This is a genomic window from Kocuria sp. CPCC 205258 (genome assembly GCF_040981005.1).
Taxonomy (GTDB): Bacteria; Actinomycetota; Actinomycetes; order Actinomycetales; family Micrococcaceae; genus Kocuria; species Kocuria rosea.
This window is the reverse complement of the sequence record NZ_JAVKPS010000005.1, coordinates 77,549-99,713: the sequence shown is the minus strand read 5'-3', so window position 1 is coordinate 99,713 and position 22,165 is coordinate 77,549. Positions and strand designations below refer to the sequence as shown.

At 75.3% G+C, this 22,165-nt stretch carries 20 protein-coding genes; 11 read left to right on the top strand and 9 right to left on the bottom strand.

What is annotated here, in order from left to right; translation table 11 throughout:
* Positions 1–6: 6 nt before the first annotated feature.
* The 4 genes from RF644_RS10465 to RF644_RS10450 all read right to left on the bottom strand — a co-directional run bounded on the left by RF644_RS10465 (position 7) and on the right by RF644_RS10450 (position 4,552).
* Entirely contained in the window at positions 7–1,026 is a 1,020-nt protein-coding gene (locus tag RF644_RS10465; RefSeq protein WP_035927139.1) for a peptidoglycan bridge formation glycyltransferase FemA/FemB family protein, read from the bottom strand.
* Positions 1,027–1,081: 55 nt separating this feature from the next.
* Positions 1,082–2,698 carry an LCP family protein gene (locus tag RF644_RS10460; protein WP_368796475.1) on the bottom strand — a complete coding sequence of 539 codons (1,617 nt, stop codon included), beginning with the start codon at positions 2,696–2,698 and terminating at the stop codon, positions 1,082–1,084.
* Between the two features lie 68 nt (positions 2,699–2,766).
* On the bottom strand, positions 2,767–3,252 hold the full coding sequence (purE, locus tag RF644_RS10455) for a 5-(carboxyamino)imidazole ribonucleotide mutase (protein WP_052132949.1): 486 nt from the start codon (positions 3,250–3,252) through the stop codon (positions 2,767–2,769).
* Between the two features lie 136 nt (positions 3,253–3,388).
* Positions 3,389–4,552: a 5-(carboxyamino)imidazole ribonucleotide synthase gene (locus RF644_RS10450; protein ID WP_368796474.1), complete on the bottom strand. Its 1,164-nt coding sequence runs from the start codon at positions 4,550–4,552 to the stop codon at positions 3,389–3,391.
* A gap of 296 nt (positions 4,553–4,848) precedes the next feature.
* Here RF644_RS10450 and RF644_RS10445 point away from each other — a divergent pair, with 296 nt between their 5' ends.
* Entirely contained in the window at positions 4,849–5,496 is a 648-nt protein-coding gene (locus RF644_RS10445; protein WP_052132946.1) for a GtrA family protein, read from the top strand.
* Between the two features lie 10 nt (positions 5,497–5,506).
* On the opposite strand, the gene RF644_RS10440 is transcribed toward RF644_RS10445, so the two are convergent.
* Positions 5,507–6,298: a TIGR03089 family protein gene (locus RF644_RS10440; protein WP_368796473.1), complete on the bottom strand. Its 792-nt coding sequence runs from the start codon at positions 6,296–6,298 to the stop codon at positions 5,507–5,509.
* 311 nt (positions 6,299–6,609) lie between these two features.
* On the opposite strand from RF644_RS10440, the gene RF644_RS10435 reads away from it, so the two are divergent.
* From RF644_RS10435 to RF644_RS10415, 5 genes are all read left to right on the top strand, one after another.
* Positions 6,610–7,140, top strand: coding sequence for a WhiB family transcriptional regulator (locus RF644_RS10435; RefSeq protein WP_368796472.1), 531 nt, complete (start codon positions 6,610–6,612; stop codon positions 7,138–7,140).
* A gap of 14 nt (positions 7,141–7,154) precedes the next feature.
* Positions 7,155–7,757 (top strand): DUF3499 family protein, encoded by a 603-nt coding sequence (locus RF644_RS10430; RefSeq protein WP_368796471.1) that lies wholly within the window; start codon positions 7,155–7,157, stop codon positions 7,755–7,757.
* Positions 7,758–7,873: 116 nt separating this feature from the next.
* Entirely contained in the window at positions 7,874–8,218 is a 345-nt protein-coding gene (locus RF644_RS10425; protein WP_368796470.1) for a hypothetical protein, read from the top strand.
* 152 nt (positions 8,219–8,370) lie between these two features.
* A complete protein-coding gene (locus RF644_RS10420; protein WP_368796469.1) occupies positions 8,371–9,648 on the top strand; it encodes an Ig-like domain-containing protein in 1,278 nt (425 codons plus the stop codon).
* 120 nt (positions 9,649–9,768) lie between these two features.
* A complete protein-coding gene (locus RF644_RS10415; RefSeq protein ID WP_368796468.1) occupies positions 9,769–10,791 on the top strand; it encodes a TIGR01906 family membrane protein in 1,023 nt (340 codons plus the stop codon).
* A 9-nt stretch (positions 10,792–10,800) separates the two neighbouring features.
* On the opposite strand, the gene RF644_RS10410 is transcribed toward RF644_RS10415, so the two are convergent.
* Positions 10,801–12,444: a dolichyl-phosphate-mannose--protein mannosyltransferase gene (locus RF644_RS10410; RefSeq protein ID WP_368796467.1), complete on the bottom strand. Its 1,644-nt coding sequence runs from the start codon at positions 12,442–12,444 to the stop codon at positions 10,801–10,803.
* Between the two features lie 78 nt (positions 12,445–12,522).
* Here RF644_RS10410 and rsmI point away from each other — a divergent pair, with 78 nt between their 5' ends.
* The 3 genes from rsmI (at position 12,523) to cynS (ending at position 14,952) form a co-directional block, all read left to right on the top strand.
* Complete coding sequence (gene rsmI / locus RF644_RS10405; protein ID WP_368796466.1) at positions 12,523–13,419, top strand: 16S rRNA (cytidine(1402)-2'-O)-methyltransferase; 897 nt, start codon at positions 12,523–12,525, stop codon at positions 13,417–13,419.
* A gap of 185 nt (positions 13,420–13,604) precedes the next feature.
* Positions 13,605–14,447 (top strand): formate/nitrite transporter family protein, encoded by an 843-nt coding sequence (locus RF644_RS10400; protein ID WP_017832389.1) that lies wholly within the window; start codon positions 13,605–13,607, stop codon positions 14,445–14,447.
* Positions 14,448–14,502: 55 nt separating this feature from the next.
* Entirely contained in the window at positions 14,503–14,952 is a 450-nt protein-coding gene (cynS, locus tag RF644_RS10395) for a cyanase (protein ID WP_272027282.1), read from the top strand.
* Positions 14,953–15,124: 172 nt separating this feature from the next.
* Here the strand turns inward: cynS and RF644_RS10390 are convergent, their stop codons facing one another.
* From RF644_RS10390 to RF644_RS10380, 3 genes are read right to left on the bottom strand one after another with little or no spacing between them, the layout of a single operon-like run.
* On the bottom strand, positions 15,125–17,542 hold the full coding sequence (locus RF644_RS10390) for a transglutaminaseTgpA domain-containing protein (RefSeq protein ID WP_368796465.1): 2,418 nt from the start codon (positions 17,540–17,542) through the stop codon (positions 15,125–15,127).
* Entirely contained in the window at positions 17,539–18,909 is a 1,371-nt protein-coding gene (locus tag RF644_RS10385; protein ID WP_368796464.1) for a DUF58 domain-containing protein, read from the bottom strand. The genes RF644_RS10390 and RF644_RS10385 overlap by 4 nt, the downstream gene beginning before the upstream one ends.
* A complete protein-coding gene (locus RF644_RS10380) occupies positions 18,906–19,856 on the bottom strand; it encodes a MoxR family ATPase (protein WP_133411494.1) in 951 nt (316 codons plus the stop codon). Before RF644_RS10380 ends, RF644_RS10385 begins: the two co-directional genes overlap by 4 nt.
* 159 nt (positions 19,857–20,015) lie before the next feature.
* On the opposite strand from RF644_RS10380, the gene RF644_RS10375 reads away from it, so the two are divergent.
* Positions 20,016–21,029, top strand: a complete 1,014-nt coding sequence (locus tag RF644_RS10375) for a TatD family hydrolase (RefSeq protein WP_368796463.1) — start codon at positions 20,016–20,018, stop codon at positions 21,027–21,029.
* Positions 21,030–21,245: 216 nt separating this feature from the next.
* Positions 21,246–22,148: a DUF559 domain-containing protein gene (locus RF644_RS10370; protein WP_368796462.1), complete on the top strand. Its 903-nt coding sequence runs from the start codon at positions 21,246–21,248 to the stop codon at positions 22,146–22,148.
* Positions 22,149–22,165 lie beyond the last annotated feature (17 nt).

The following is a 22,165-nucleotide window of genomic DNA, read 5'->3' as shown; positions in this document are numbered from 1 at the left end:
GGGCGCTCAGGACTCCCGGCGGCGCATCCCGGCGACGGACTCCCGGAGCCGGCCGGTCAGGCCCGGAAGGCTCTTGCGGGCCGAGACGGCGGCCTCCCGGGCGGCGCGCACACCGGTGTACGCGGCGTACTTCCCGCGGCTCAGCGGCAGGTCCCAGGTCCCGGGATAGGATTCCGGGCGGCCGCCGAAGGACTTCTTGAACTTCGTGAAGCCGTGCCACGGGTGGTCCGGGCCGGCGTCCTCGGGCGCGGTGCCGAAGAGGTCGAAACGGCTCAGGCCCTTCTGCTTGGCGTCCAGGACCATCCGCACGACCAGGGGGATCCCCGCCGAGAGCCTGCGGTGCTCGAAGTCCATCGCGGCGTGGGCATAGGTGCGGGTGTCGTCGGAGTCGTAGACGAGGGAGGCGCCGATGGGCTCCCCGTCCAGCCGGGCCACGTAGAGGGCCGCCGCGCCCACGGGCATGAGGCTGCGGGCGGCCTCGCGCAGATAGGCGTCCTGCTGCCGGGCGAAGTCCTTCCGCTCGGCCGTGGCCTCGAGGAAGCCCAGCAGCACGTCGACGTCCTCGGGGTCGGCCGAGGTCGTGAAGGTCACGCCCTTCTTGGCGATGTTGCGGTGCAGGTTGCGGTTGGTGGACTTCATGTCCTTGAGGATCGCGTCCTCGTCCTGGGTGAGGTCGATGACCTGGGTGTGCCCCGGCTGCACCTGCCGGGGAGCGGGGCGCAGCCCGCGCCGACGCAGCGAGGCCTCGGGCGTCTCGAGCCCGTCCGTCACCGCGGCGTCGACGGGCTCCACCCGCACGAACCAGCAGCGCTCGGACCGGGCGGTGCGGGCGAGGTCGTCGAGCGCGGCCTCGAAGGCCTGCGGGGTCCGCGCCTCGGGACCGTACGGGCAGTAGAGGTAGCGGCCCGTCCGGCCGCCCTCGAGGATCGCGAGGTAGCGCCATCCGTCCCCGGAGGCCTGGAACACCTTGTGCCCCAGGTTCCGCTGGAATCCGGCCCATGCATTCGACTGCAGTATGTTCGCCACGCCCCCACTGTACCGGGGCGTCAGGGCGCCGCCGGCGCCCCGCGGTCCGGGCCGGTCAGGGCACCGAGCAGGTGCCGTTGGGCGTGAGCTCCTGCGTCCCCACGAGGGGCTTCGCCGCCGCGAGGGGGGCGGCCATCGCGATCCCGGAGCCCACCGGGGTGCCGGCCGGCAGCGCCTCCGCGTCCCGCGCGCCGCGGTCCGTGGCCTCCTCGAGCACCCGGTCGAGGTCCTCGTGCAGCAGGTCGAAGTCCGGGTAGGTGGGGAAGGACGGGTCGTAGTACGGCGGGCCGGCGGCGTACTGCACGAGCTCGTGCTCCTTGGCCTTGAGCGCCACGTCCACGAACGAGCCGATCTGGCTCTGCGGGATGTCGGTCTCGACGACCTGTGTGCCCGAGTTGGCGAGGTCCTCGAACCGGGTCAGCACGTTGACGGGGTTGAGCTGCTTGAGCATCGCAGCCTGCACGCAGCGCTGGCGCGCCTGGCGGTCGTAGTCCGTGGCCCCCTCGCGGGACCGGGCGTACCAGAGGGCGTGGTAGCCGTCCAGGCGCTGGACGCCAGGCTCGATGTACCCGAAGATCTCGTTCGGCAGGCCCGTCACCAGGTCGGTGCCGCCGCCGATCGGGACGCGCCCGCCGACGTCGATGGTGATCCCGCCCAGGGCGTCGACGAGCTGCTCGAAACCGTTCATCTCGACGATCGCGTAGGCCTGGACCTCGATGCCGAGGACGCCCGAGGCGGCGTCCTTCATGGCCTCGGCGCCGGGGTCCGCGGCGTCGGGGTAGAGCTCGGCATGGTTGTTCGTGACGTCGGTGTAGAGGGCGTTGAGGATGCACTCGTCGCCGCAGTTGAAGCCCTCGGGATAGACGTCCGCCAGCGGCGAGTCCGAAGGGAAGGGCGCGTTCTGCAGGTTGCGCGGCAGGGAGACGGTCACGGTCCGCCCGGAGTCGGCGTCCACGCTGAGCACCGTCATGGAGTCGGGGCGGCGGCCCGAGCGGTCCTCCCCGGAGTCGGTGCCCATGAGCAGGATGTTGTACCGCCCGTCCGCGGGCCGGAAGGGCAGCCCGCCCCCGAAGACGTCCGAGACCGCGCCGCGCGTCACGGACAGCAGGTAGGCGGACCAGGCCAGTCCGCCGGAGGTCACGAGCATGAGCGCCACGGTGGCCGCGGCCACCGCGCGGCGGGTCCGCTGCACGAGCAGGCCGGGCCGGATGAGCCGGAGCGTGTCGAAGAAGAGCAGCGCCCAGCCCACCGCCAGGGCCACGAGCCCGGCGATCAGCAGCAGGGACGTGAACGAGTTCGTCAGGAACCAGACCAGGGGAGTGCGCCACAGCACCAGGGACAGGAGCGCCAGCGCCGCCGCGGCCCAGACCACCACGTCGACCTTGAGGGCCGCCCGGCCGACGGCCCGCCGGCCCGCGACGAGCTGCGCGCTGCCGGGGACCACGAGCGTGGACAGCAGCAGCGTCCACGCGCGCCGGGCCCGGGTGCCGTCCCCGGCGTGCTGCGGGTGGCGCAGCGGATCCGTGAGCCGGGGCGGGCTCGCCGCGTCGTCGTCGACGCCCCGCACGGCCGTCACGGCGTCGGGCCGGAGGTCCCGGGACCGGGAACCCTCGGCGGACGGGTCGTGGGGCGGGCGGGGATCGTGCTCAGCGCGGGGGGTGTGGCCGTTCACGGGCAGCTCCGGCGGGGAAGGGCGGGCAGGGGGGAAGGACGGGAGCGGCGCGAGCGCGGGCGCCCGGGTCAGCCGTCGAGGCGGGTGCGCAGGGCAGCGCCCTTGGCGTGGGCGGTCGCCCGGAGCTCGTCGGCGAAGCGCAGGAGCTGCCCGCGCAGGGCCTCGGCCTGCGGGTCCGCGCCGGCGGCGAGGATCCGGGCGGCCAGCAGCCCGGCGTTGCGCGCCCCGCCGATGGACACGGTGGCCACCGGGACGCCGGCGGGCATCTGCACGATCGACAGCAGTGAGTCCATGCCGTCGAGGGTCTTGAGGGGGACGGGGACGCCGATCACGGGCAGGGGCGTCACCGAGGCGAGCATCCCCGGCAGGTGGGCGGCGCCGCCGGCCCCGGCGATGATCACCCGCAGCCCGCGCTCGTGCGCCCGCCGACCGTACTCGATCATCTCGGTGGGCATCCGGTGCGCAGAGACGACGTCGGCCTCGTACGCGATCCCGAACTCCTCGAGGGCGGTGGCGGCGGCCTCCATCACGGGCCAGTCGGAGTCCGAGCCCATCACGACGCCGACGACGGGCTGCTGCTTCTCGTTCACTGGTGCTCCTGGGCTGCTCGGCGGGTGGGGGCCGCCATCGCGGTCCGGTCTGGGGCTACGCTATCCGTCCCGGCTGGACGGGCCGTGGGAGCCACGCGGGTCAGGCCTGCCCGTCGCGCAGCACGGCCGCCACGCGGGTGGCCCGCCGGCGCAGCTCCGGGATCTCGTCCGCGGCGCCGGTGAGGTTGACGTGGCCGATCTTGCGCCCGGGCCGCACCGCCTTGCCGTAGTTGTGGATCTTGGCGCGGGGCTCCGCGCCCATGGCCGCCCGGTAGGCGCCGAAGAGGTCCTGGTTCGCCCCGCCCAGGTAGTTCTTCATCACCGCGGACCCGCCGATCAGCCCGGTGTCCCCGAGCGGGAGGTCCAGCACGGCGCGCAGGTGCTGCTCGAACTGGCTCGTCACGGACCCGTCCATGGTCCAGTGCCCGGAGTTGTGCGGGCGCATGGCCAGCTCGTTCACCAGGAACCCGGTGCCGCGGCCGGGGGTCTCGAAAAGCTCCACGGCCATCACGCCGGTCACGCCCAGCTCGGTGGCCAGCGTCCGGGCGGCGTCCGCGGCCGCGGCCGCGACCTGGGGCCGCAGCTGCGGGGCGGGCGCGAGCACCTCGTCGCAGACGCCGTCCACCTGGATCGACTCCACCACCGGCCACGCCCGGACCTCGCCGGAGGGGGTCCGGGCCACGAGCGCGGAGAGCTCGCGGGAGAAGGCGACCTTCTCCTCGGCCAGCAGGGGCCCGTCCGTGCGGGCGAACCACTGCGCCGGCTCGGCGCCGCGGGCGTCCTCGGCGGTGCCGAGGACCATGACGCCCTTGCCGTCGTAGCCGCCGCGCGGCGTCTTGAGCACCACCGGCCAGCCCGTGCGCTCCCCGAAGGCGACCAGCTCCTCGACGTCGGCGACCGCCGCCCACCGCGGGTTCGGCAGCCCGAGGCGCTCCACGGCCGCGCGCATCCACAGCTTGTCCTGGGCGTGGACCAGCGCGTCCGGCCCCGGGCGGACGTCCACGCCCTCGGCGAGCAGGGTCTGCAGGTGCTCGGTGGGCACGTGCTCGTGGTCGAACGTCAGCACGTCGACGCCCGCGGCGAACCGGCGCAGCACGTCGAGGTCGGTGTAGTCGCCCACGGGTGCGGTGGGCACGGCGGCGACCGCCGAGACGTCGGGGCCCTCGGCGAGCACGCGCAGCTCGATCCCCAGGGCGGTGGCGGAGGGCGCCATCATGCGGGCGAGCTGCCCGCCTCCGACGACGCCGACGACAGGGGCGGTCACAGAAGAATTCACCCGACCAGGGTATCCCGGTCCGCCGGACCCGCTCGGCGGGCCGGGATGCCCTGCCTCCGGGGCCGCCCGCCGCCCGGTCTCCGGCGTCGTGCTCCCGCCTCGCCCCCGGCACCTGCCCGGCGCGGGCCCGGCGACGGCCAGGGGACTGTGCTGCAACTCTCCGGTGCCGTGCAGGAGGAGCGGGGTAGGATGTGCCGAGGTCCGCCGCGGGTGCTCTCCCGTGCGCGTCGACCGCCGCGCCGGCCGGCGCCCACCGCCTCACCACCTGGGAGACCTGAAGCCGCGTGAACCGTCTCGTCGACCGTTTCGATGCCCTGTGGCACCTCTTCGTCAAGGAACTCATGAAGTTCGGCGTCGTGGGCGCCCTCGCGTTCGTGATCAACGCGTCGCTCACCTGGATCCTGATGCACACGGTGTTCGAGGACGGCCACCTCAAGGCGAAGTTCGTGGCGACGGCCGTGGCCATCGTCTTCGCGTGGGTCGCCAACCGGCTGTGGACCTTCCGGCACAAGCGCCAGTCGGACAAGCGCCGCGAGCTGGTCCAGTTCCTCGTGGCCAACGGCATCGGCATGGCCATCGAGCTCGGCTGCCTCGGCTTCAGCTACTACGTGCTGGGTCTCACCAGCGCCTACGCGTCCTTCGTGTCCGGCACGATCATCGGGACCATCCTCGGCACCGTCTTCCGGTACTTCGCCTACCGCTTCTGGGTGTTCACCGAGGAGCTCGACGAGGACCCCAACTTCGCGGACACCGCGGCCCTCGAGATCGCCCTGATCACGGGCCACCAGCCCGCGGAGGGCGCCGAGCACCCCCACCGCGCGCACCAGCACCCCCACCGGGAGGGCGCCCGGCACCGCGCGGGGAGTGCGGCGGCCCCCGGCTCGGACACCCACGAGAGCCACGGGAGCACGGAGCCGGCGGAGGGGCGCTGAGCCGTTCCGCTCAGAACGCGACGGCGTTCTCGGCCGCCAGCACGGACCGCCATCCGTCGTCGGCCGCGTCCGCCGGACGGTCCGTGACGACCGCGGCCCGGCCCCCGGCCAGCACGGCCAGCACGCGCAGCAGGAACTCGGCGTCCATCCGCCGGCCCGGCACGTGCACGGCCGACGCCGTCCCCCAGGAGTCCTCCCGCCCGGCCGCGAGCTCGCCCGCGGCCGGCATCAGCCGGTCGTGCGGCAGGAAGCCGTCGTCGGTGCCCGCGGCCCGGAGCGCGGCACCGTCCGGCGCCGGCTCCTCGAAGCCGTCGTAGACGTCCGCGTGGGAGCGGACCTCGGCGCAGTAGTCGAGGACGTCCCCGTCCGGCAGCTCGCCGCGGTGGCCGAGCGAGAGCGCCGGCCGGTCCAGCACCACGGCCCGCGCCCCGGCGGGCACCCGGTCCAGCAGCGGGGGCGTCGCCCCCTGCAGGTCGACGAGGCCCACCACGGCCCGGTCCCCGGGCTCCGCCGCGTCCTCGCGGGGATCGACCACCCGGATCGCGGCGCCCATGGTCCACGAGCCGAGGACGGCCGCGAGACTGCGCCAGTGCACCTCGTCGCCGACGGCCACGACGTCGCCCGCCTCGAGGTCGAGCTCGTCCACCCACAGGTTCGCGGTCTTGGCCACCCAGTTGTCGAGGACCCGCCCCGAGAGCTCCACGCGCTCGCCGTCCCGGCCGTACCAGACCAGGGCCGGGCGGCTGCTGCTGCGCAGCTTGTCCACCAAGCGGGGGACAGATCGGGGGGTCGGGGTGTCCATGGTTCCTCCTCGTGGCTGCCGTGCCCGCGGCGGCGGTTCGGCATATGCGTAGGGCCGCATTTTTCGCCCTCTGCGGCGTCCCTGTCGAAAATCGGGCCGTGACGTGGAAAAACGTCTACTCCCAAAGACATTCTTCCCGGATATCGTGGCATGGGCGGTCACCCGGGACGGGTTGACTCCGTACTAGTTACACACGTGTAATTGGGAAGTCCGGCAGACGATCAGCAAGGATACGTTCTCCGGGATGCACAGGGTCGGCGACCCCCGTACTGCGCCGCACCCGAGCAATCGTGTCGGATGGAAGGAAAGTCATGGGAGAGGCCGCACGACAGCAGGTCGTGGAATCCAGCCCCCTCGAGGCCCGTCGGCGGAGCATGCGCTCGGTGCCCGAGGACTGGTTCGTCGATCCCGTCGACCCCCGGGCCGCCGAGCGGCACGTCCGCCGGGCGGCCGGGGGCATGGAGGACCAGGCCACGGCCTACCTCCGGGCCCACGAGGCCGTCCAGAACCTCTCCGGCGCCGGAGCGGCCCCCGCTCTCGACCTGCTCGAGGCGCCGGCCGCCGACGAGGGTTCCGACTGGAGCGCCGTGGCCGGGCTGTACGCCGTGGACGAGGACGAGGGCGAGCTCGCGTGGCAGACCGACGCGCTGTGCGCCCAGACCGACCCGGAGGCCTTCTTCCCCGAGAAGGGCGGGTCCACGCGTGACGCCAAGCGCGTGTGCGAGGCCTGCCCCGTGCAGGCGGAGTGCCTCGACTACGCGATGAGCAAGGACGAGAAGTTCGGCATCTGGGGCGGGCTCTCCGAGCGCGAGCGCCGCCGCCTGCGCCGTCTCGCCCGCTGAGGTAGTTTCGGGCCATGAGCTCCTCCGGCAGTCCCACCCGCCTCTGCTCCCGCCAGACCTGCAGGCGGGACGCCGTCACGACCCTGACCTACGTGTACTCGGACTCGACCGCCGTGGTCGGCCCGCTCGCCGGACACGCGGAGCCCCACGCCTACGACCTGTGCGCCGTGCACGCCGACCGGCTCACGGTGCCCCGGGGCTGGCGCGTGGTCCGGCTGGAGCCGCCGGAGGCGCGGGCCCGGCGCGAGGACATCGGCGCCGTGGCGGAGGCGGTCCGGGAGAGCGAGCCCCCGGCGCCCGTCCGCGACCGCCCGCGGACAGTGCTGCGCGACGTCTCCCTGCCGCGACCCTCCTCCCCGGCATCCCCGGCATCCCCGGCACCGCACGCGCCGCGTCCTGAGAGCCCCCGCACGAGCCCCCGGACCGGCGGCCGGGCGGGTGCCCCGGAGCGTGCCGCACCGGGCGGCCCGACGGCGGCCCCGCAGCGCCCCCGCGTGCCGGCCCCGGAGCCGGTCCCCGAGGTGCCGTGGAACGACGTCCCGGTGCCCGCGGCCCTGCACCGGGCGCACCTGCGCCGGCCCGCCGTGCCCGGTGGCTCCGCCCGGCCCGAGGCCTGAACCGCGCGTCCCCGGCCGGTTCCGCACCGTGCCCGTGCTCCGCCCCTAGGATGAGCCGCAGACCGCACCTGTCCGGTGCGGAAGGCTCTTCCCCCCGGAGCACCAGGAGTCCCCCCATGACTGTCCCTGCAACGACGCAGCCGGCCCACGAACTCCACACCGAGTTCCACACCGGTCTCCGCACCGAGACCCGCCACGAGAGCAGGCCGGCGCGGCACCACGAGGCACCGGCTGACCGCCGCCCCGCCCCCTGGGCGCTGCCGGTGCCCGAGCCCGAGCCGGTGCCCCCCGTGGCGGTCGCCCTGGCGCCCGGTCTGCTCGAGCTCCTGCGGTGCCCCCTCACGGGCGGGACGCTGATCCCCGTGGACGCCGACCGGCTGATGAGCGACCGCCCGTTCCGCGACGGCGTGCACCCGGTCTATCCGATCTCCCACGGCATCGCCTGCCTGACGCCCGGGTGATGAGGCACCGGACACGTCGCAGGGGGTCACGAAGGCGTTAACATTCGTGACCGATGGGCGGCGGGTGAGGTCCTGCGCGGCCGGCGGACCTATCGTGGGAGCAGTTCCCCAGCGTTCCCCCCACCCCCCAGACGCCCGAGGTGCCGCTTCCCATGCCCCTGTCCTCCTGCCCGGTTCCCGCGCCCCCCGCCCCGCGAGCGCTGCCGTCCCCCCGGCGCCTGGTCGCGCTGGGGGCCGTGACGGTCCTGCTCGCCACCGGCTGCGCCCAGGCCTCCGGGGCCCCCGCGGCAGAGCCGGCCGCCACCGCCCCGGCCGCCACCGCCCAGGCCACGCCGTCCCTGAGCGGGCCGGCCACGGCTGCACCGGCCGAGGTCACCGTCGCCCCCGCGGACGCGGCGGTCGAGCACAACCCCGTGGAACCTGTCGTGGTGCGCGCCGACGGGGGCGAGCTGACCGACGTCGTACTGGTGCCCGCCGCCGGCGGGGATCCGGTGCCCGGGGAGCTCTCCGCCGACGGCCGTACCTGGGCCAGCACCGCGGTCCTGGCCTTCGACACCCCCTACGTCCTGCACTGGAGCGCCGCCTCCGGGACGGGGCCGACCACGGGCACCAGCACGTTCACGACCGTCCTCGCGGCGAACGAGGTCGACGCGCGCCTCAACGTGGCCGAGGGCGGGGTCTACGGCACCGGTCAGGTCCTGGAGTTCACCTTCTCCGAGCCCGTCGTGCACAAGGACCAGGTCGAGGAGGCCGTCACCGTGGACGGCGGCGGGGACCGGGCGGGCGCCTTCCGGTGGTACTCGGACACGACGCTGCGCTACCGCCCCGCCGAGAAGTGGGCGCCGCGCTCGGAGATCACGGTCTCCCTGGACCTCCTCGGACTCGACGTGGGCCACGGCATGGTGGGCAACCACGACCTGCGCCGGAGCTTCTCGACCGGCGCCGAGCACTACGCCCGGGTGGACAACGAGACCAAGACGCTGACCGCCTGGGTGGACGGCGAGGTCGCGGGGACGTTCCCCGTGACCCTGGGCAATCCGGACTGGCCCTCGACCACCGGGCAGAAGGTCATCATGGAGCAGGCCCCGACGTACCTGTTCAAGGCCGCCTCGCTGGACCTGGAGCCCGGGGACCCGCACTGGTACGACACGTTCTGGGCCTCCAACGTGTCCCGGCTGACCGCCAGCGGCGAGTTCGTGCACCAGGCGCTGCCCTCCGCGCTGCCCGTCCTGGGGATCGCCAACGTCTCCCACGGGTGCGTGGGCATGCCGCCCGAGGGCGCGAAGTTCATCCACGACGTGTTCCGTCCCGGGGACGTCGTGGAGGTCGTGGGCACCGGCTACCCGCAGGCCGATCCCGACGACGGGTACGGCGACTGGAACATCCCGCTCGAGCACTACGCGGACGAGGAGTGGAAGGGCGACTGGTGAGCCCCCGCCGGTGAGCCCCCGCAGGTGAGGGAGGGGGCCGGCGGTGGGTAGGATCGGGACCGGCCGGAGCGGACCCGCCCGCCCCGGACCACCGACCCCCTCCGACCGAAGGACCCGCCCGTGGCCACCCCCAGCAACGACAAGGCCCCCTGGCAGCAGGCAGACCCGCCCGCGGACGACCGGCAGCGCGAGGAGCCCGTGTGGACGGGCCTGCTCCCCGCCGTCGTCCCCGCGGAGAGCGCGCCCGAGGACGCGCACGACGACGACCGCCCCGGTGGGCGCGGCGGGAGCCGGGCCGCCGGGACGGGCCGCACGGGGGGCGGCGCCCGCGCCGTCGGGGCCGACGAGGCCGCGGGGGACGAGGACCCGGACGCGGAGGCGCGCCGCCGGTCCGCGCTGCGCCGGGACGCGCTGGCGGACGAGCCGCGGCTGCCGCGGCTGCAGCAGGTCCTCCTGGCGCTCGTGCTCCCGCTCGCGCTGCTCGCCGCGGCCGTGCGCGTGGTGGCCACGCCGCTGTTCCTGTGGGCGGAGTACCACCGCCCGGGCTTCCCGGCGGACTCCTACGGCTTCTCCACCGAGGAGCGGATGGTCTTCGGCTCCTACGGGCTGGACTACGTCATGAACTGGGCCCCGGCCGGGTTCCTCGGCGGGCTGCGGGACGCGGACGGCGCCCAGCTGTTCCTGGGCTCCGAGGTCGCGCACATGACCGACGTGAAGATCGTGCTGCAGTCCGCGCTCGCGGCGGTCGCGGTCCTCGCGCTGCTCGGCCTCGTCTCGTGCCTGTACCTGCGGGCGAAGGCCCCGGGGGCCGCCTCCGGCGCCCTGTTCTTCGGCTCGTGGCTGACCGTGGCGCTGCTGGTGGCGCTGGCCGTCGCCGCGGTGCTCGGCTGGCAGCAGTTCTTCGCGCTGTTCCACTCCCTGTTCTTCGCGGACGGGTCCTGGACCTTCCGGGCCTCGGACACCCTCATCCGGCTGTACCCCACCCAGTTCTGGATGGACGCCGCGATCGCCGTGGCCGGCCTCGCCCTCCTGGGGGCGCTCGCGGTCATGGCCGCCACCTGGCCCACGGCCTTCCGCCGGCACCGGGCCCTCGAGCGGGTGCGCCGGCGGCAGGAGCTCAAGCGGCGGCTGGCCGGCCGCTGAGCCGGCGGGTCAGATCCAGGCGGTGAACCACATCCGCTCCCGCCACTGGGCGTACTCGACGGTCTCCGCGTACCAGACGGGGGCGAAGTGCGCGCTGAGCAGGAGCACCGCGGCCGTGAACACCCCCACCACCGCGAGACCCGCGCGCCGGCGCCGCACGGTGTCCCCGGGACGGCCCAGGACCAGGCCGAGCATGCCGGCGAGCATGAGCATCAGGGCCGGCTGCACGGGCAGCGCGTAGAAGTAGTACATGGTGCGCTCGGGGTACAGGAACCAGGGCAGGTACCCGGCGGCGAACACACCGGTCAGCGCCCCGAAGCGCCAGTCCCGCCGCACGGCCCACAGCCACGCGGCCACGAGCACGGCGGCGATCGCCGTCCACCACAGGAGCGGGTTGCCGATGTTGAGGATCGCCTGCGAGCAGTGCTCCACCGCGCACCCGGACCGGCCCCGCTCCGGGTCCTCGTAGAAGTAGGAGGTGGGCCGGCCCAGGGTCAGCCACAGCCACGGCAGCGCCTCGTAGGCGTGCTCGGTGCCCAGGCCGCTGTGGAAGCCGTAGGCGGAGGAGTGGTAGGCCCACAGCGAGCGCAGGGGCGCGGGCAGCCACTGGGGGCCCTCGCCCGGGTGCTGCTGCGCCCAGGTGCGGTCGTAGGCGTCCGTCGAGGCGAACCAGCCCGCCCAGGTGGACACGTAGACCACCAGGCCCGTCCCGACGACCGCGAAGAACGCGGGCCCGCCGTCCTTGAGCACCCCGGCGGGCAGCCAGCGCCGCACCCCGGCCACCCGGCGGGCGTTGAGGTCCCACAGCACCGTGAGCACGCCCAGCCCGGCCACCAGGAACAGGGCGCTCCACTTCACGCCCACCGCGAGCCCGCAGGCCGCGCCCGCCGCGATCCGCCACCAGCGCACGCCCAGCCACGGCCCCCACTCCAGGCGGCGCCGCAGCTCCGCCTCCGGGACGTCGCGGCCCGGGACCACCCCCAGCCGGGCGACCAGGCGGCGGCGCCCGTGCTCGCGGTCCAGCAGGAGCAGGACGAACGCGAGCAGCACGAAGAACATCAGGAACACGTCCAGCATCGCGAGCCGGGACTGCACCAGGTGCAGCCCGTCCACCGCGGTGAACAGCCCCGCGAGCGTGGCCACCGTGACCGAGCGGAAGAGCAGCCACCCGGCGGCGCACACCAGGGCGATGGACAGCGTCCCGACCAGGGCCGCGGAGAAGCGCCAGCCCAGCGGGTCCTCGGCGCCGAAGAGCCACATGCCGAACGCGATGAGCCACTTCCCGGCCGGCGGGTGCACCACGTAGGAGGGGGTGGCCAGGGCCTCCGGCGGGGTGCCCGCCACGAACAGCTCGTCCGCGCCCTCCGGCCACTGCCGCTCGTAGCCGTGCAGCAGCAGCGAGTAGGAGTCCTTCACGTAGTAGGTCTCGTCGAAGACGATCGCGTCCGGGTGGGAGAGCCGGTGGAAGCGCAGCAGCCCGCCGAGCAGGACCACCAGCAGCGGCCCCAGCCACGCGAGCCGGGCCACCGCGGCGGGGGCCGGCAGCAGCCGCTCCCGCAGGGCGGCGGGGGCCAGGGACCGGCGCAGGGTGCCCACCGGTGCCGCCGGCCGAGGCTCCGGCGCCAGGACTGGGGCGCGCACCGAGGAACTCACGGTGTCATCGTAGGGGACGCGTCCGGGCGCCCGCTGAGCCGCGGGGAGAGCCCGCGGGGCGCGCCGTAGAGTGGACCCGTGCACACGGAACCCCACGACGACACTCCTGCCGACGCCCCCACCGGCGCCGCGGCGGGGCCCGGGCAGGTGGTCCTGGCGGGCACCCCGATCGGCAACCTCGGGGACGCGCCGCCCCGGCTGCGGGCGGCCCTCGAGACCGCGGACGTGCTCGCCGTGGAGGACACCCGGCGGCTGCGCCGGCTCACCGCCGGCCTCGGGGTCACCACGCGCGGCCGGGTGCTCACCCACCACGAGCACAACGAGGCCGGACGGGTCGCCGAGCTGCTCGACGCCGTCCGGTCGGGAAGCACCGTGCTGGTCCTCTCCGACGCCGGGATGCCCACCGTCTCCGACCCCGGCTACCGGCTCGCGGAGGCCGCGGCCGCCGAGGGCCTGACCGTGACGGCGATCCCCGGCCCCTCGGCGGTGCTCATGGCACTGGCCGTGTCCGGCCTGCCCACGGACCGGTTCACGTTCGAGGGCTTCCTCCCGCGGAAGTCCTCGGAGCGTGCCGCCCGGCTGGCGGAGCTCGACGGCGAGCGGCGCACCATGGTCTTCTACGAGGCCCCGCACCGGCTCGAGGTCATGCTCGCCGCGCTGCGGGACGCGTTCGGCCCGGACCGCCGGGCGGTCGTCGCCCGGGAGCTCACCAAGCTGCACGAGGAGGTCGTGCGGGGCTCGCTCACCGAGCTCGTGGACTGGTGCGGGCAGGGGCAGGTGCGCGGGGAGATCGCCGTCGTCGTCGCCGGTGCCCCCGCCCCCGAGGCCGCGCGTCCCGAGGACCTCGTGGCCGAGGTCGAGGCGCTCGTGGCCGCCGGGACCCGGCTCAAGGACGCCGCCGGCCGCGTGGCCGAGCGCACGGGCGTGGGCAAGCGGGAGCTCTACGAGACGGTGCTGGCCGCCCGCAAGCCCTAGGGGCGGTCCGGCCCGGGCGTCGCCTCACAGGCGCGCCGCGCCCCGGTGAGGCCGAGTTGACCCCCGGGAGCGGACGGGGACACGGTGCGGAAACACGGCCCGTCCAGACTGGGACGTGCCGGGAGCGGGGCACGTGCCGCGCGGGACCCGGCATCCTCCTGTCCGTCCAGCAACGGAGCCATGCCATGTCCTATGTGATGCCCGCCGACTTCGTCACGAAGATGATCGACGCCGGAGCGGCGAAGGTCGCCATGTCCACCCGCGACACCCTGATCCGTGCGTTCATGGCCGGTGCGATCCTCGCGCTCGCCGCGGCCTTCGCCGTCACCGTCACCGTGCGGACGGGCGAGCCGCTGCTCGGGGCCGTGCTCTTCCCGGTCGGGTTCTGCCTGCTGTACCTGCTGGGCTTCGACCTCCTGACCGGCGTGTTCACCCTCGTGCCGCTCGCGCTCATCGACAGGCGCCCCGGCGTCACCGTCCGCTCGATGCTGCGCAACTGGGGCCTGGTGTTCGCCGGCAACTTCGCCGGGGCGTTCGTCGTGGCCGTGCTGATGGCGATCATCTTCACCTACGGCTTCTCCCTGCCCCCGGACGAGGTCGGCCGCCAGATCGGCGAGATCGGCGAGGGCCGGACCGTCGGCTACGCCGAGTTCGGCGCCGCCGGGATGCTGACGCTGTTCGTCCGCGCCGTCCTGTGCAACTGGATGGTCTCCACCGGGGTGGTCGCCGCGATGATGTCCACCAGCGTCTCCGGCAAGGTGATCGCGATGTGGATGCCCATCATGCTGTTCTTCTACATGGGGTTCGAGCACTCGATCGTCAACATGTTCCTGTTCCCCTCCGGTCTGCTCCTCGGCGGCGGCTTCTCGGTCATGGACTACCTCGTGTGGAACGAGATCCCCACCGTGCTCGGCAACCTGGTGGGCGGGCTGACCTTCGTGGGCCTCACCCTCTACGCCACCCACGCCCGCACCGGGGCGCCCCGCATCCGGCCGGCGGCGCAGGAGGACCGTGTCCCGGTCGCGTGAGCGCCGGACCCGCCGACCCGCCCCCACCAGCTCGCCGACTCCCGAGGAGTCCCGCATGACCCCGATCCTGACCAAGTCCGACGCCGCCGACCTCGTGGTCGCCGCCCGGGTGCGCCGCGGCCTGTCCTGGCGCGAGATCGCCGACGAGCTCCGCGCCCCGCACGTCTGGACGACCGCCGCGCTGCTGGGCCAGCACCCGATGACCCCGGAGCAGGCCCGGCAGGTCTGCGACCTGCTGGGCCTGGACGGGACGGTCGCCGAGAGCCTGCAGCAGCAGCCGTCCCGCGGCAGCGACCCGGCGCGGATGACGGACCCCACGGTCTACCGCTTCGTCGAGGCGCTCTCCGTGTACGGGCCGGCCCTGAAGGAGCTCATCCACGAGGAGTTCGGCGACGGGATCATGAGCGCCATCAACTTCCGGGTCGACGTCTCCCGCCGGCCTGACCCGGACGGCGACCGCGTGGTGGTCACCTTCGACGGGAAGTTCCTCGACTACAAGTGGTGACGCCCCGCCCCTGACCCTCTGGCCCGCCGAGTCCCCCCGGTGCTCGCAGTTCCCCCGGATGGATCGGGGGGAACTGCGAGCACCGGGGGGACTCGGCGGTCGGGCCGCTCGGCGGTCGGGCCGCTCGGCGGTCGGGCCGCTCGGCGGTCGGGCCGCTCGGCGGTCGGGCCGCTCAGCGGCGGGGCGTCGCCGAGCGGAGCGTCACCGAGCGGGGGAGCCACCGGGCGCGCCGTGCGCCGGGGCCGCCGCGCCCGGCCAGAGCCGACCGCAGCGCCGCGACGTCCTCGGGGCCGCCCTCCGGGGTCCACGCCGCGGTGCCCGGCGCGTAGAGGGCCCGCTCCACGTCCCGGCCGAGCCGCCCCAGCGCCGGCGCGGCGGACGGGACCACGGCGCCGAGCCGGTCCACGTAGGCCCGGGGCGTCTCCGCGGCGGCGCGGCCCAGCCCGTGGTCGACCCCCAGGTCCTCGACCTCCGCCCACCCCGCCAGGGCCCGGCCGGCCGCCGGCGCCTGCGCGTCGCCCAGCACCCGCATCCGGCGCCGTCGCCGGCGGGACCGGAGGAGCCGGGGGAGGGCGGCCAGCAGGCCGAGCAGCGCGGCGGTCAGGATCCCGGCCAGCCAGGGCAGCCACCCGGCCGGTCCGGCGTCGTCGTCGGCCTCCGGCGCGGCGGGGGCCTCCGGGGTGGGCACGGCGGTCGGCTCGGCGGAGGGGGCGTCCTCGTCGGGGCTGTCCGCCGTGCTCGCCGGGGTGGGGGCGTCGGTCGGCGCGCCGGTGGGCTCCGCGGTGCCTTCGCCCTCCTGCGACTGCCCGTCCCCGTCCTGCGGCCCCTCGGCGGCGTAGCCGGGGAGGTCGCCGGTGCCGGGGGTCGGCTCGAAGCGCACCCACCCGGAGCCCTCGAACCACAGCTCCGGCCACGCGTGCGCGTCGCGGGGCAGGACCGTGAAGGCGCCCGCCTCCGCCGCGTCCCCGAACGGCTCGTCGGCGTCCGCCGACCCGTCCGGGGCGGCGCCGGTGGCCGGGAGGTAGCCGACCGCCACGCGGGCGGGGATGCCGAGCTCCCGGGCCATGACGGCCATTGCCGGGGCGAAGTGCCCGGCGTAGCCCGTGCGCACGGCCAGGAACTCCTCGAGGGCGGCCATGCCGCCGGCGTCGTAGCCCTGCGCGAGCGGGGCGTCCACGTCGTAGCGGAACTCCTCCGAGCGCAGCCACTCCTGCAGGGCCAGGGCCTGGTCGAAGGCGGTGGGGGCGTCCCCGGCCCGCTCCCGGGCCGCGTCCCGGAGGGCGGCCGGGGTCTCGCCCGGCAGCTCGCGGAACGGGGCGAGCTCCGGGGAGTCCGGCGCGGCGGGGGCCTCGCGCAGCCGCGCTGACGTGGGCTCGGGCACGATCGAGCGGACCTCGTAGGCGGTGCCCTCGGGCGGGACCTGCTCCCCGTGCACGGTGAGGTCGAGCGGGCTCCAGGCCCAGTCGCCGTCCTCGAGCCCCGCCACGTCCACGGGCGCCCACGGCAGCGGCAGCCAGCGCTCGGACCAGTCCCGCAGCTCCACGGAGGTGCTGCGCTCGGGGCCCTCGCCCACCGGGTGCAGCGGGGTGGGCCCGAGATCGCCGAGCTCGGGGTCCAGCCCGGTGGTGTCCGGGAACCACTCCGCCCCGGAGAAGTCGGCGAGGGTGAGGACCCGGAGCAGCTCGGGCTCGTCCGTGCTCGTCGTGTACTCGAGGCGCGGCAGCTGCTGCGCGGAGCGCAGGTCCTGTCCCACGGCCCGCAGCGGGCCCACCCCGGAGGCGCGCTCGCCGGCGAGACCGCTGCCCTGGGGGAACGCGCCGTTGACGAAGCCGGGGACCAGGCCCGGGACCAGCAGGGTCACCGCGAGCACACCGGCGCCCACCACGAGGGCCCGCGGCCAGCTGCCCGGCGCCGCGGCGGTGCGGGGCTCGCGGACCGCGCCGAAGCGCCGTCCGCCGCCGAGCAGGACCAGGGCCGCGAGCACCGTGGCCGCCGTCCCGGCCGCGCCCACGCTTTCGGGCAGCACCAGGGCGGGCACCACCAGCAGCGCCAGCACGCCGAGCGCGCTGACCCCCGGCAGCCGCAGCGCCACGAGCACCGTGTCCACGAACAGGGTCACGAGACCCGTGGCGAGGGCGGCGACGAACGCGAGCGCCGCGCCCCCCGGGTACGGGGCCGGCCGCTCCGCGACGATCCCGGCCGCCTCCCGCCACAGCTCCGCGCCGAGGGACAGGCTCCCGGGGGTGGGCACGAGGCCGAGCAGCGCGGGCTCGCGCAGGAACAGCAGCGTGAGCACGAGCGTCAGGGCGCCGGCGCCGAACAGGGGCGCCAGCAGGCCCGGCAGCCGCAGCGCCCGGGACGTCGTGGTCGCCACGACCACGGCGAGGGCCGCGAGCAGCGCGCCGGGGACCCAGCCCGCGCCGTCGAGGACCCCGGTCAGCGCCACGAGGGACAGCCCGACCGCCACGAGGACCGTGCCGGCCAGGCCCAGCACGGCGCGCAGCGGGCGGCGGTCCGTGCCGGGAGCCTCCGGCGGCCCGGTGGTCTCCGGCGGGCGGGCGGGCGCAGGGGCGCGGACGGCGGCGCTCACCGGACGGCCCCGGCCGCGCGGGCCCCGGAGCCCAGCTGCGCCCACGCGTCCTCGGGCGCGGCGGACGCCGGCACGACGACGACGGACCAGCCCGCCGCCTCGAGCACCCCCGCCCCGTCCGGGACGTGGCCGGCGGAGGAGGTCACCAGCACCGCGCTGCCGGCGGCCGCCCGCTGCGTGCCGCCCAGGACCCGCTCGGCGGTCGCCGCGGAGAGGTCCCCCGAGACCAGCAGCACGGGGTGGACCAGGCCGTCGCGGTCGAACCGCTCGGCCAGCGCGTCCTCCGCGGTCCCGCCGGTCCCCGTCTCCCGGGGCGCGGGCTCGGGGCGGACCCGCGCGAGCCCGTGCCGGGCGTCCTCGGCGCCGTCGTCGGTGACGGCGGTGGCGCGGGTGCGGGCGGGAGCGTCGTCGTCGTCCTCGCCGCCGCGGGGGAGCGGGCGGCCGAAGGTGTCGAGGGCGTGCAGGGCGGTCTCGCGCTGGGTGAGGTGCTCGAGCACGGCGGCGGTGAAGGACACGGCCCACTCGAACTCGGCGGTGCTGGGGAGCACGCCGGCCCACAGGCGCTCCCCGGGCCAGGAGGTCTCGTCGCGGTCCAGGACCAGGGTGAGGCGGCGGGTGCTGCGGGGGTCCTCCTGGCGGACCATCAGCCGGCCGTGCTTCGCGGAGGCGGCCCAGTGCACCCGGCGCATCGGGTCGCCGTGCCGGTACTCGCGGGTGGTGACGTTGTCCGGGCCCGGCTGCGGCTGCGCGGTCCGGGACGGGTCGGTGCCGGACTCCCGCAGCCGGTCGGCGCTGATCTCCGGCAGCTCCACGGGGTCCGGGGCCACGTGCAGGGACGTGCGCTCGGAGGCGTCGAGCAGCTCGGCGGCGAGGCCGAACGGGTCGGCCACCCGCACGGTGGCCGGTCCCAGGGCGTACACGCCCCGGCGGCGGGGGCGCACGGTGTAGGCGGCGGGCTCCCCGCCGGCCTCCACGACCAGCTCGCGGTCCCCGCCCAGCGGCTCCGGGACCGTCTCGTGCACGGCGACCGCCCCGGTGACCGTCCCGCCGCGCCGGGTCCGGTGCCGCACGCGCAGCCGGACCACCGCGGAGTCCCCGGCCGTCACCAGCGCCGGGTCCACGCCGCGCTTGAGCAGCACCCTGGGCTTCACCACGTACAGGGACAGGGCCGCGAACAGCGGGGCCCCGCCCAGGAACAGGGCCAGCGCCAGCACGTCCTTGCGGCCCAGCCAGGTGGCCAGCAGCAGGCACAGGGCGCCCGCCCCCAGGAAGGCCCAGCCGCGCCCCGTGAACCGGGCGCGGGAGTCCACGGGCTGCTCCGCCCGCTCGCCCTCCGCCATGCGCCCCGGCGCCGGCCGGCGCCTCATCGGGTCCGGGGGGTGTGCTCGGCCGGGACCCGCACCTCGTCCAGCACCGCCCGCACCAGCTCCTCCGCGGAGTCGGTGCCGGCGCGCCGGTCCAGGATCAGGCGGTGGGCGAGCACCGGCACCGCGACCGCCCGCACGTCGTCGGGCAGCACGTACTCGCGCCCGCTCAGGGCGGCCTCCGCGCGGGCCGCGGCCTGCAGCTGGAGCAGCGCCCGGGGGCTGGCACCCAGCCGGATCTGCGGGTGCGAGCGCGTGGCCTGACCCAGTGCCACGATGTAGGCGCGCACCGCGTCCGAGACGTGGATGCCGCGCACGTGCGCCACCAGGCGGGCCGCGTCCTCGAGGGAGACCACCGGCTGCAGGCCCTCCAGCGGGGAGCCGCCGCCGTGGTCGACGAGCATCGTCATCTCCGCCGCGGTGTCCGGGTAGCCCATCGAGATCCGGGCCGTGAACCGGTCCCGCTGCGCCTCCGGCAGCGGGAACGTGCCGTCCATCTCCACGGGGTTCTGCGTGGCCACCACCATGAACGGGGTCGACAGCCGGTAGGTCGTGCCGTCCGCCGTGACCTGTCCCTCCGCCATGCACTCGAGCAGCGCGGACTGCGTCTTGGCCGAGGCCCGGTTGATCTCGTCCCCGATCACCACGTTGGCGAACACCGGGCCGGGCTTGAACTCGAACTCGCGCCGGGCCTGGTCGTAGACCGAGACGCCCGTGATGTCCGTGGGCAGCAGGTCCGGGGTGAACTGCACGCGCGAGACCGTCCCGCCGATCGCGGTGGCCAGCGTGCGCGCCAGCATCGTCTTGCCCACGCCCGGCACGTCCTCGACCAGCAGGTGCCCGCCGGCCAGCAGCACGCTCAGGGCCGTGCGCGCCGCCTCCGGCTTGCCGTCGATGACCGCGTTGATCCGGTCCAGGATCGCCTGCGTGTACTGGGGGAAGGACTCCATGGGCTCCTCGGCTTCCTGCTCGCGTCTGCAGCTCCCAGTATGTCTGCCCGGGCCCAGCTCGTAGATTGGTCGGTGCCCGCGTGTTTCCCGCCCGCTGTCCTGTCCGCTGTTCCGTCCCCTTTCCCGATCCGCTCCCCGAGACCTCCTGAGGTGCCGCCCGTGACCGATCCCAACGCCACCCTCCTCGCCGCCTCCCTGTGGCTCGACCCCGCCGCCCGGCCCGCTCCCGCCCCCGGCGCGGCCCCCGCCGCCTACGAGCCCGAGCACTACGCCGTGCCCGAGGACGTCCCCGCGGGGGAGGGCACCCGGCGCCGCTCCGCCCAGGCCGACGACGGGCGCCGCCGCAACCTCTCCTACCCGCCCGCCCCGGAGCCGCTGCCGCACCCGGTGGCCGACAACCACACCCACCTCGACCTGCAGGACGGCCGGGTCCAGGTCTCGGTCCGGGACGCCGCGGACGCCGCCGCCCTCGCCGGGGTGGGCGGGCTCGTCCAGGTCGGCTGCGACGTCCCCTCCTCCCGCTTCGCCGTGGCCGCCGCCGAGGCCGACCCCCGGGTGCTGGCCGCCGTGGCGCTGCATCCCAACGAGGCGCCGAAGCTCGCGGCCGCCGGGACCCTCGACGAGGCGCTCGCCGCGATCCGCGCGCTGGGGGAGCACGAGCGGGTCCGGGCCTTCGGTGAGACCGGTCTCGACTACTACCGCACCGAGGGAGAGGGGCGGGAGCACCAGAAGCGGTCCTTCCGGGAGCACATCCGCTTCGCCCAGGAGACCGGCAAGGCGCTGCAGATCCACGACCGGGACGCCCACGCCGACGTCGTCGCCGTCCTGCTGGAGGAGGGCGCCCCCGAGCGCACCGTGTTCCACTGCTTCTCCGGGGACGAGGAGCTCGCGCGCACCTGCAACGAGCACGGCTGGTACATGTCCTTCTCCGGGACCGTCACCTTCAAGAACAGCCACGACCTCAAGGCCGCGCTGCGCACCGCCCGCCCCGAACTGGTGCTCACCGAGACCGACGCGCCGTTCCTCACCCCGCACCCGTACCGGGGCCGGCCCAACGCCAGCTACGTGGTCAACTACACGGTGCGCGGCATGGCGGGCATCCTTGAGCAGGAGCTCGAGCCGCTGTGCGAGCGCCTCTGGGCGAACACCCTCGAGGTGTACGGCCCCTTCTGACCCGCAGCACCCCGGTTTCCCCTCACTCGCGCTCCCGCCCCCGCCGAGTCCCCCGTGTGCTCGCAGTTCCCCCCGATCGATCGGGGGGAACGGCGAGCACACGGGGGACTCGGCGCAGCTCGACTCCTTCTCCCCACCCAGCGTGGGCCGGTGCCCGTGTCCACACCGGCCGGTCTCGTCGTCCCGGTGTGAGCCAGGCGCTGCTATGCACGAGGCATGATCGAGCTCCAGAGCACCGCCGACCTCCTCGACCACGGCCTCAGCAACCACGAGATCCGCCGCCGGGTGCGGGACGGACGGCTGCAGCGCATTCACCCCGGCTACTTCGTGGACACGCACCGGTACCGCGAGCTGTCCCCCGAGCAGCAGGTGCTCCTGAAGCACCGGGCCTTCGCGCGGGCGGCACACGTGACCCCGGTGTTCTGCCTGGCCTCGGCGGCCGTGGTGCACGGGCTGGGGCTGCGACGGGTCCCGTCCCGGATCCACACGGTCTCGCCGCCGGAGCGCGGCACCCACCACGGCTACACGTCGGTCGTCCGCCACGAGGCCGTCCTGGCTGCCGCGGACGTCGTGGCGGTGGACGGACTGCGGGTCACCTCGGCGGAGCGGACCTTGCTGGACTGCGCGAGGCTGCTGCCGTTCACCGACGCCGTGGTCATCGCGGATCAGGCCCACCAGGTGGGCGTGTCCCGGTCCCGCCTGGAGAAGCGCCTCCCGCAGTGGGCCGGCCGGCGCGGGGTCAGGCGGGCTCGGTCCGTGCTCGCCTCCATGGATCCGCGCTCGGAGTCCGTCGGCGAGACGCTGACCAGACTGCTGCTGGCGGACTCGTCGTTGCCCATGCCACGGCTGCAGTGGGTCATCGACGGCCGCAGCGGGTCCTACCGGGCCGACTTCGCCTGGCCCGAGCACCGGCTGGTGCTCGAGTTCGACGGCGAGACCAAGTACGCCGGGGCCTCCACGCTCCGGGCCGTGCTGCGCGACGAGCGCCGGCGCGAGGTGGAGATCCAGGAGCTGGGGTGGACGGTGATCCGCGTGGGGTGGAACGACGTGGTGCACCGTCCGGCGGCGACTCTGGCACGGATCGAGGCCGCTCTCCTGCGCGCGGCGAGTGCACACTGACCCCAAGCCGGCCCACA